Source organism: Streptomyces sp. NRRL S-31 (genome assembly GCF_000718775.1).
In the GTDB taxonomy this organism is placed as follows: Bacteria; Actinomycetota; Actinomycetes; order Streptomycetales; family Streptomycetaceae; genus Streptomyces.
This window is the reverse complement of sequence record NZ_JOCB01000159.1, coordinates 1-9,832: the sequence shown is the minus strand read 5'-3', so window position 1 is coordinate 9,832 and position 9,832 is coordinate 1. Positions and strand designations below refer to the sequence as shown.

Below are 9,832 nucleotides of genomic sequence, written 5' to 3'. Positions count from 1 at the left end.
CACCCCGACTCCGCCCCCGCCCCCGGTCCCGACGCCGCCGCCCAGCGTGCCGCCGCAGCCGCCGGCGCCCGCGGCCGGACCCGGCGTGCGCGTCACGGCCCAGCCCAACCCCGGCTACGTCGGCGGACGGGTCGTCGTGACGTACACCGTGCGCAACGGCCGCGACGCGCTGGCGACCGGGCTCCGGCTGCGCATCGGACTGCCCGCGAACATCCCGGACAACGGTCCGCCGCCGGGCTGCGACGCCTCCTGGACGTGCGCGCTGCCGGACCTGGAGCCGGGCGCGAGCACCGTCCTCCGGGTCGTCCTCAGCCCCGACAAGGCGCTGGTCGGCCAGGTCACCGGCGTGCTCACCACCACCGGGACGGACGCCGACCGGAGCGACAACACCGCCCGGCAGCGGCTGCGCATCCTCCAGCCGCGGATCGTCGCGGTGCCGGCCATCGGCAGGCCCGGCTTCGTGACCTCCGTGCGCGGCAAGGACTTCCCGCCGGGCGTACCGGTGCGGTTCGTCTGGAAGCCGGGGATCACCGCCGCCGCGGCGCCGACCGTCCCGAAGCCGGACGGCACCTTCATCGGCCAGCTGCTCATCCTCGCCAAGGACCAGACCGGGCCGCGCGTCATCACCGCCCGGGGCCCCGGATTCTCCCCGGTGAAGACCGACTTCCTGGTGGTCAGCGGCAGCGTGCAGCCGCCCGACGAGGTGACCCGCCGGTGATCCACGAGGTCGACGAGGGGCTGCGCCGGCTGCTCGGCGAGTCCGGCCTGGAGGCATCGGGCGTCGAGGTGGTCTTCGACGCGCCCACCCGGGACTGGGCCGCGCGCCGCAGCGCCCCGACGGTCTGCGTCTTCCTGTACGACATCCGCGAGGACGTCACCCGGCGCGGCAGCGGCACCGGGGAGGTGTACGACGCGGACGGGCACCTGGTGGCGCGGCGCACCCCGCCCCGCTGGTTCGAGCTGTCGTACCTGGTCACGGCGTGGACCAGCCGTCCGCAGGACGAACACCGGCTGCTCTCCCAGGTGCTCTCCCGCCTGGTGGCGGCCGACACGCTGCCCGCGCGGCTGCTCACCGGCACGCTCGCCGAACTGGGCCTGACCGTGTCCCTGGACGTCGCCGGGGCGGCGGCCGACCTGCCGGCCGCCGCCGACGTGTGGTCCGCGCTCGGCGGGGAGCTGAAGGCGTCGCTCGGGGTCCGGGTGATCGCGCCGCTCGCCGGGGCGGCCACGGCCGTCGCGCCGCCGGTCACCGAAGGGCTCGTCGTGCGCTCCGCCGCCGGCCGCGAGGGCGTGCCGGCGGAGTCCGGGCGCCGGCTGCGCTACACGGAGGCGAGCGATCCCGGCCCGCAGGGCTTCGCCGCCCCGCGCGACCGGGGCCCCGCCCCCGCCCGCCGCCGCCACCGGGGAGACCGCAACCCGTGACCCACCCCACCGGACCGACCGTCATGGACCACCCCGACGCCACCCCCGCACCCGACGGCCGGCCCACCGCCCACTCCGGCGACGAGACCGGCGCCGACCACCTGTGGACGCGCCTGCAAGCGGTCGAGGAACGGGTGCGGCACGCGGTGGCCGCACGGCGGGCCGCCGACCCCGACCCCGACGACCCCTACCGGGGCCAGTACCTCAGCCCCGAGGCGGCGGCGCGCGTCCTGGACGAACCGGGCGGTCTCGACGTACCCGGGCACGAGCCCTGGCAGCCGCCGGCCGGGTCCGTCCCGGGCGAACTCGCCCGGCGGTTCGGGCTGTCGTCGCTCGACCTGGACCTGCTCCTGGTGGCGCTGGCACCCGACCTGGACGCGCGGTTCGAGCGGCTCTACGGCTACCTCAACGACGACCTGACGCGCCGCCGGCCCACGGTCGGGCTCGCCCTGGAGCTGTGCGGGCTCGGCGGGGCGGCGTCCGCCCGGTTCCGGCTCACCCCCGGAGCGCCGCTGCTCGCGGGCGGACTGCTGGAGGTCACCGAACCGGACCGGCCGCCGCTCTCCCGCGTCCTGGTGGTCCCCGACCGGGTCACCGCGCACCTGCTGGGCGACACCCGGCCCGACGCCCGGCTGGCCGGCGTGCTCGACGAGGTCCCCGAGGACCCGACCGCCGAGGCCGCCGAGGTGCGCCGGACGGCGGCGGCGGCCGGCACCGGCACCGGCCTCGTCCATCTGCGCGGCCGGGGCGGCGACGCCGGGGGCCTGGCCGTCGCGGCCCTGCGCGCCGCCGGGCTGCGCCCGCTCGCGCTGGACGCGGCGGCCCTCGCCCGGCGCTCCGGCGAGGCGGCGGACCTGGCCCGGGTGGCCGCCCGGGAAGCCCGCCTGACCGGCGCCGGGGTCGTCCTCGGCCCGCTGGAGGCGCTGCCCGCGGAACCCGGCGAACTGGCCCTGACCCTCAGGGCGTGGTGCACGGCCCTGCGCGGCATCCCGCTGCTGACGCACGGCGCCGTCGGCTGGGACCCGGTCTGGGCGGCCGACACCCCCGTCGTCGTCACCGTGCCGGCGCCCTCTCCCGAACGGCAGGCCGCCCGCTGGCGGCACGCCCTGGAGCGGGCCGCCGGGGACGGCTCCGTGCCCGGCGACGCCGAGGCGCTCGCCCGGGCGGTGGCCGCCCACCGCCTGGACTCCGCGCAGGTGCGCCGGGCCGCCGGCGTGGCCGTGCGCACGGCCGCCCTCGAGGGCCGCCCGGTCCACCCCGACGACCTGCGCGCCGCCGTACGCGCCCAGAACGGCGCCGGGCTCGACCGGCTCGCCCGCCGGGTGGAGCCGGACGTCGGCTGGGACGACCTGGTGCTGCCGCCGCTCACCCACCGGCGGCTGCGCGAACTCGCGCTGCGCGCCCGCCACCGCGAGCAGGTGCTCGGACGGTGGGGGATGCGGCCCGGCGGCGGGCGGGGGCGCGGGGTGATCGCGCTGTTCGCGGGCGAGTCGGGCACCGGCAAGACCATGTCCGCCGAGGTCGTCGCGGCGGACCTGGGCATGGACCTGTACGTGGTGGACCTGTCCACGGTCGTCGACAAGTACGTGGGGGAGACCGAGAAGAACCTGGAGCGGATCTTCACCGAGGCGTCGGCGGTCAACGCCGTGCTGCTCTTCGACGAGGCCGACGCGATCTTCGGCAAGCGTTCCGAGGTGAAGGACGCGCACGACCGGCACGCCAACATGGAGTCGGCGTACCTCCTCCAGCGCATGGAGTCGTTCGACGGGATCGCGGTGCTGACCACCAACCTGCGGGCCAACCTGGACGAGGCGTTCACCCGCCGCCTGGACGTGGTGGCGGACTTCCCGGTGCCCGACGCCGCCCAGCGGTTGGCCCTGTGGGACCGGTGTCTGGGCGACCGGCTGCCGCGCGCCGACGACCTCGACCTCGGCTTCTGCGCGGACCGCTTTGAACTGGCCGGCGGCTCGATCCGGGCCTGCGCGGTGACCGCCGCCTACCTCGCGGCGGAGTCGGGACGGCCGCTCACCATGCGGCAGGTGGTGACGGCGGTCGCGCAGGAGTACCGCAAGCTCGGACGGCTGGTCCTGGAGGGCGAGTTCGGGCCGTACCTGGCGGACGCCTTCGCCGCCTGAGGGGGCGCCACCTGAGGGGACGCCTTCGCCGCCTGAGGGGACGGGCCGCCCCGCCCCCTCGGACCGTGCTCAGGATTCCCCGGCCTTCTTCCACTTGCCGCGGTACTGCTCCCACCGGGCGAGTTCCGGCGGGGAGAGGATCGCGCCCCCGTACGTCGCCGCGTGGATGCGCTGCGCCTCCCGCAGCTTCTCCGCGACGGCCGCCCAGTCGACCGGTTGCCTCTTCGCCAGGCTCAGCGCGTCGTTCAGCTCGCTCGACCGCGGGGTGAGCGCGCCCGAAGGCGTGTGGTTGAAGTCGGTCCCGCTGCCCGGGTCGTTCAGGCGCGTGTCGCTCGCCGGCCCCATCTCCAGGTTGGCGGGCATGTTGTGCAGCGCCTTCTTGTCCGCGGCGGTCGAGCCGAGGACGTCCCGTATCTCGTCCAGGAATCCGGAGAGCGGCGCCGCGCTCGCCCCGGCCTCCTTGGCCGACGCCAGGATGGTGTCCAGTTCGGTGCGGGAGATCTTGTGGTGGAGCGTCGTCTTGTCGCCCCAGAACGGATAATCCCGGCGCAGGTCCTTGTGTGCCGCGGTCACGGCGCTCGCCGCCCAGTCACTCTTCCCGCCGGCCGTCCCCGAGTAGCCGGACGCGTGTTTCGTCGTCTCGACCGCCTGGAGGAACATCTCCTCCAGTTCCTCGTCGGCCTCCACTTCGGCGAGGGTGAAGGTGTCCTCCCCGGGCGAGATGCCGAGCCCCTCGAGGATGTCCTCCTTCTCGTTCGGCTGCTTCTTCGCGAACTCCTCGCTCTTCCCCTCGAAGTGCTCGACGATCTTCTCGTACTCGGTCTTCGCGGGGGCGGACGTCTCCGCGGCGGGCTGCTCTTCCTGCTTCTTCTTCCCTCCCTTCTTGCTGGGCATCCGCTGGATGCCCGCCTCGCCCCGCCCCGCCCGGTTCTCCGTCTGCTCCCCGGGCCGGCGCCGGACCTCCGGCGCGCCGCCCCGCATCACCTGGTCCGCCTTCCGCTCGGCCGACCTCTCGTACGGATCGGAGGGGTTGCTGATCTTCAGTCCGCCGCCGTTGTCGGTGCCGGCCACCGTGCCCGCGCGCTGCTGCCGGACGTGCTCCAGCTCGTGCGCCAGGGTCTTCTTGCTGATCGCGTCGCGGAACACGATGTGGTTGGTGCCGGTGGTGTACGCCTCGGCCCCGACGGCGTCGGCGGAGCGCCGGGCGGCGGTGCCGGTGTGGACGACGACGTCGGAGAAGTCCTCGCCCTCGAACCGGGACTCCATCTCCCGCTGCAACGAGGACGGCAGCCGGCCGCCCGCGGACCGCACCACCGAGCCCACCTCGTCGGCGGCCTGCCGCTTGCCCGCCGCGTCGTGCTCGTGCTCGTGCTCCTCGTGCTCGTGGGCCACCGGCGTGGGCCGGACCCGGCGGGCGATCATGCCGGTCACCATGGCGTTGCCGGCGCCGCCCTGTGCCGCGCGGAGCACGTCGGCGGTGAGCGGGGGCGGTACGGCGGCGCCGCCCGAGGGCGCCTTGCGGCCGACGGCGGTGCGGAGCGCCGGCTCCTCGTTCCCGGCCTGCCCGGCACGCGACCTGGACGTCCGCATCTGCTGCCTCCTCGTCGGCGCACCCCTGCTGCGGCCCCCAGTGGAACGCGCGGGCGCGCGGGGCGTCCAGGGTCGTACGGGCAGAGCGGGGGCAAGCCCGGCCGGCGACCGGGCGGTCGGCGGGCGCGGGGAAGGGCAGGGTTCCTGCCCCCGGTCGGGTCCCCGCGTCCCTGTCGCCCTCGCGGACCACCACGCAGACTCGGCCTGGACACAGGTGACCCATCCGCAAGGACCCGAAGGAGCGAGCATGCCGACGTACCTCACCCCGGGCGTGTACGTGGAGGAGGTGCAGTCCGGTGCCCGGCCCATCGAAGGGGTCGGCACCGCCGTCGCCGCGTTCGTCGGGTTCGCCGGGACCGGACCGTTCCACACCCCGACACTGGTCACCAGCTGGGACCAGTACACCCAGCTGTTCGGCGGGTTCACCGAGGGCACCTACCTGGCCCACGCGGTCTACGGGTACTTCTCCAACGGCGGTGGCGCCGCGTACGTGGTGCGCATCGGCGGCTCCGCCGAGGACGCCTCCGCCCCGGCGGCCGGCGGCGACCGGGGGCGGGAGCCCAGGGCGGCGCGGCCGGCGGAGCTGGGCGGCTTCCTGGTCGCGGCCCGGCCGGGCGTCTCCGGCGTGACGGTGGAGATCGCCGACGCGGACGGCGAGAACCCGCCGGAGGACCGCTTCAAGGTCCTGGTCCGCCAGGGTGACCAGGTGGCGGAGACGTACGAGGCGTCCACCCGCAGGACCGTCAAGGGGTACCTGGTCACCCAGGTCCGTTCCTCCCGGCTGATCGAGGTCACCGAGCAGCAGGGCGCCACCCAGAGCAGGCCCGCCAACCAGACCGTGACGCTGGCCGACGCCCCGGCCGCGCCCGTCCCGGCCGGCTCCGGCTCCGGCGAGGTCTCGCGCCTCGACCCGGCGGAGTACGTCGGCGACGCCGGGGCCCGCACCGGGTTCGGCGGCCTGGAGACCATCGACGAGATCACCATGGTCGCGGTACCGGACCTGATGAGCGCCTACCAGCGCGGCGACATCGACGCCGAGGGCGTGCGCACCGTGCAGCTCGCCGTCATCTCGCACTGCGAGCAGATGGGCGACCGGGTGGCCGTCCTGGACACCCCGCCCGGGCTCAACGCCCAGCAGGTGCGCACCTGGCGCAACGACGAGGCGGGCTACGACTCCCGGTACGCCGCCCTCTACTACCCGTGGGTGCGGGTCTTCGACCCGGCCGTCGGCCGCAACACCACCGTCCCGCCGAGTGGTCACATCGCCGGTGTGTGGGCGCGCAGCGACGCCGAGCGCGGCGTGCACAAGGCGCCCGCCAACGAGGTGGTCCGCGGCGCGGTGGACCTGGAACTCCGGCTCAGCAAGGGCGAACAGGACCTGCTGAACCCGATCGGCGTGAACTGCGTACGGGCCTTCCCCGGCCGGGGCATCCGGGTGTGGGGCGCCCGCACCCTCTCCTCCGACCCGGCCTGGCGCTACCTCAACGTGCGCCGGCTGTTCAACTACCTGGAGGAGTCGATCCTGCTGGGCACCCAGTGGGTGGTCTTCGAACCGAACGACGACCGGCTCTGGTCGAGCATCCGGCGCAACGTCACGGCGTTCCTCACCGAGGAATGGCGGCGCGGCGCGCTCTTCGGCCGCACCGCCGAAGAGGCGTTCTACGTGAAGTGCGACCGCGACAACAACCCGCAGGAGTCCATCGACCAGGGCCGGGTCGTCTGCGAGATCGGTGTCTCGCCGGTCAAGCCCGCGGAGTTCGTGATCTTCAGGCTGGCCCAGTTCTCCGACAGCACCAGCCTCATCGACGAGTGACCCGCGGGTCAGCAACGGAAGGTGACAGACAGTCATGGCAACGGGCGATGCTCTTTCCACCCACGTCTTCGGCGTGCAGCTCGGCGGCTACCTGGTCGAGTCGATCCAGGAGATCAGCGGGCTGACCGTCGAGGAGGACGTCGTCGAGGTCAAGCAGGTGACCGCCGAGGGCAAGCAGATCATCCGCAAGCAGCCCGGCGGCCGGCAGGCGGGCGAGATCACGATCACCCGGGGACTCGACCAGAGCAGTGAGTTCACCAACTGGATCAAGGAGACCCTGAACAACGGCGCGGTGAACGCCGCGCGGCAGAACCTCACCATCGAGATCAAGGACACCGAGGGCAACACGGTCCGCCGCATCCAGCTGATGCAGGGCTGGGCCTCCAAGTGGGAGGGCCCGTCCCTGAAGGCGGGCGAGTCCTCCGCGGCCACCGAGTCCGTCACGATCGTGTTCGAGGAGATCGTCGTCGAATGAGGCGCCGTACGGTGACGGCGGGCAACCTGGACGAGATCCTCCAGGTCACGACGCCCGCCCCGGCGACCGAGCAGCAGGTGGCGGCACCGCCCGTCGCCACCCCGCCGCCGCCCCGGGAGGACAACGGGCTGCGCACCGAGTTCGAGTTCGAGCTGCCGCGCGGCTACGTCGACGAGGCGGGCACGGTGCACCGCCAGGGCACGATGCGGCTGGCGACCGCCCGGGACGAGCTGCGGCCCCAGATCGACCTGCGGGTCAAGGAGAACCCGGCGTACCTGAGCGTGGTGCTGCTGAGCCAGGTGATCACCCGGCTCGGCAACATCACCGATGTGCACGCCGGGGTCGTGGAGCGGATGTACGCCACCGACGTGGCCTTCCTCCAGGACTTCTACCGCCGCGTCAACAGCGAGGGCCACACCCGGGCGGCGGTGACCTGCCCGCACTGCGAGGGCGGCTTCGAGGTCGACCTCTCGGGTGGGCGCCTGGGGGAATCGTGACGTACGCCCTTCCCCGGCTCCGGGAGGAGATCGCGTACATCGCCTATCACTTCCACTGGCCCCGCGAGGAGATCCTCGACCTGACCCATGACGAACGCCGGCAGTGGGTGACCGAGATCGCTCGGATCAACACCCGTGTGAACGAAGGCGGTTGAGCACATGGCATGGCGGGACAGGCTGCGCCGCCGGGCCGCCGGACCGTCCGCCGCGGACCGTCCGGGGCGTACGGGGCGTACGGGAGGCACCGGCACCGCGGTCCCCGGTCCGCCCGGCGAGGGGCCGGACCGCACCGGACCCGGCACCGCGGACATCGCCGTGCCCGGCGCCGCCGAGTCCGTCGTGCCCGGTGACTGGGACGGCGGCTGGCGCCATGCCCCGCCGACGGAACTCACCGTCTCCCGCGCCCCGCTGGGCGTCAGCGACGGCCTCGCCTTCCGGGCGGGCCTCGCCGCCTGGCAGAACCCGTCGTTCGACGCCGGTCTCGGCCACGCCCTGCTGCCCACCGCCCCGCCCGGCCTGGTACGCGGCGTCGCCCGTCCGGCCACCCCGCGGGCCGACCGGACCGGCGGGGGCCCGCTGCTGCTCCGGGCACTGCGGCCGGGGGGAGCGGACGGAGCGGAGGACGGCGGTACGGCCGCCGTCGGCGCACCGGGGACCGCGGCGTCGGGGGGTTCGGGCTCCTCGGGGTCTTCCCGGTCTTCGGGGCCTTCGGGATCTTCGGGATCTTCGGGGTCCTCGGGTGGTGCGGCCCGTCCTCCGGTCGCGCGGACGCCCGGGGTCCAGCGCCGGACCACTTCCGGTGAGCGACCGCCGGGTTCGGTGTCGTCGGGTCCGGTGCGGCCGGGTCCGGTGCCGTCGGGGTCGGCCTCGCGGGATGCTGGGCCGGCCGGTTCCACGTCCTCGGCCGTACGTCCGTCCGGGGACGGCCAGGGCGACGGCGGCGGGGCCGGCGGGAAGGGGCGTCCGGGTGACGCCCCGCGCAGTCGTGGCATCACGTCGTCGGATTCTCCCGCCGTGCTGTCCTCGTCGTCCGCCTCCGTCCAGCGGGTGGCGGAGCCCGGCACCGGTCCGGTCGTCACTCCCGACGGCACCGGGCGCAGGTCGGCCGCGCCGGAGATCCCGCTGGTGCGCCGTGTCGCGGTGGTCCCGGGCGCGGTCGCCGACCGGCCCGTGCCCCGGCCGGCTCCCGGCGGGTCAGCCCCGCGGGCGCGCTCCGGACCGCCCGAGCCGGACCCCGGGAGGACTTCCCGGCCGACGGCCGGCACCGGGGGGCGTACGCCTTCCGGTCCTTCCGCATCTTCCAATCCTTCCGGCTCTTCAGGGTTTTCCGGTCCGTCCGCGGCTTCCGGGCCGGGCGGTCGGCGCACCGCGTCTGGGACGACCGGGCCGCGGTCCGGCGGAGGGGACGGGCAGCCGGAGGCACCCCGGGCCTCCGCCGCCGGCGCGTCCCTCCCCGCCGTCCGGCTCAACCCGGCGGGTCCCGCGCTGACCGTCGCCCGGCGCCCGGCCGGTCCGGTACGCCGGGTCACGGCCCTGCGGCCCGCCGCCGCCCCGGCTCCCGGCGCGGGCCCCGGCACACCCGGCCGTCCCGCCGCCCCGACCGTCCCGGCCGCCCCGACCGGGACGGAGGAGCACCCGCACACCGCCGCACGGAGCGCGCCCACCCGCGCTCCCCTGGGCGCCCCGCTCAGTGAACTGCCGCCCACCGCGGCTCCGTTGACGCGGGACGCCCGTGTCCCGCACGCCTCGCCGGGCGCCGGTGCGGTGCCCGGTCCCGCGCTTCCCGTCGTCCAGCGACGCGAGGACGGCACGGCCGGTACCCCGGGCCCGCACGACGGCGGGGCGAGGGGAACGGCCCAGGGCAAGAAGGCCGGCCCCGCCGCTCCGACCGGCCCCGCCC

Annotated in this window: 7 protein-coding genes and 2 pseudogenes; 8 read left to right on the top strand and 1 reads right to left on the bottom strand. The window is 75.3% G+C overall.

What is annotated here, in order from left to right; all coding sequences use genetic code 11:
- The 3 genes and pseudogenes from IF37_RS0136945 to IF37_RS0136935 all read left to right on the top strand — a co-directional run.
- Nucleotides 1–718 (top strand): annotated as a pseudogene (locus IF37_RS0136945) (hypothetical protein); the annotation flags it as partial.
- Nucleotides 715–1,422, top strand: a complete 708-nt coding sequence (locus tag IF37_RS0136940; RefSeq protein ID WP_030753562.1) for a DUF4255 domain-containing protein — start codon at nucleotides 715–717, stop codon at nucleotides 1,420–1,422. The pseudogene IF37_RS0136945 and the gene IF37_RS0136940, both read left to right, overlap by 4 nt.
- Entirely contained in the window at nucleotides 1,419–3,557 is a 2,139-nt protein-coding gene (locus IF37_RS0136935; protein ID WP_253915958.1) for an ATP-binding protein, read from the top strand. Before IF37_RS0136940 ends, IF37_RS0136935 begins: the two co-directional genes overlap by 4 nt.
- Nucleotides 3,558–3,626: 69 nt before the next feature.
- Here IF37_RS0136935 and IF37_RS41110 read toward each other — a convergent pair whose 3' ends face one another.
- Nucleotides 3,627–5,147: a DUF4157 domain-containing protein gene (locus IF37_RS41110; protein WP_052845581.1), complete on the bottom strand. Its 1,521-nt coding sequence runs from the start codon at nucleotides 5,145–5,147 to the stop codon at nucleotides 3,627–3,629.
- 247 nt (nucleotides 5,148–5,394) lie between these two features.
- Here IF37_RS41110 and IF37_RS0136925 point away from each other — a divergent pair, with 247 nt between their 5' ends.
- The 5 genes and pseudogenes from IF37_RS0136925 to IF37_RS45370 all read left to right on the top strand — a co-directional run.
- Nucleotides 5,395–6,960: a phage tail sheath family protein gene (locus IF37_RS0136925; protein WP_030753554.1), complete on the top strand. Its 1,566-nt coding sequence runs from the start codon at nucleotides 5,395–5,397 to the stop codon at nucleotides 6,958–6,960.
- Nucleotides 6,961–6,994: 34 nt separating this feature from the next.
- Nucleotides 6,995–7,435, top strand: coding sequence for a phage tail protein (locus IF37_RS0136920; RefSeq protein ID WP_030753550.1), 441 nt, complete (start codon nucleotides 6,995–6,997; stop codon nucleotides 7,433–7,435).
- The gene (locus tag IF37_RS0136915) at nucleotides 7,432–7,932 is read left to right on the top strand and encodes a zinc-ribbon domain-containing protein (protein WP_030753547.1); all 501 of its coding nucleotides are present in this window, start codon (nucleotides 7,432–7,434) and stop codon (nucleotides 7,930–7,932) included. Before IF37_RS0136920 ends, IF37_RS0136915 begins: the two co-directional genes overlap by 4 nt.
- Nucleotides 7,929–8,087: a DUF6760 family protein gene (locus IF37_RS45125; protein ID WP_173457106.1), complete on the top strand. Its 159-nt coding sequence runs from the start codon at nucleotides 7,929–7,931 to the stop codon at nucleotides 8,085–8,087. Before IF37_RS0136915 ends, IF37_RS45125 begins: the two co-directional genes overlap by 4 nt.
- Nucleotides 8,088–9,648: 1,561 nt before the next feature.
- Nucleotides 9,649–9,832, top strand: a pseudogene (locus IF37_RS45370) (UL36 very large tegument protein); the annotation flags it as partial.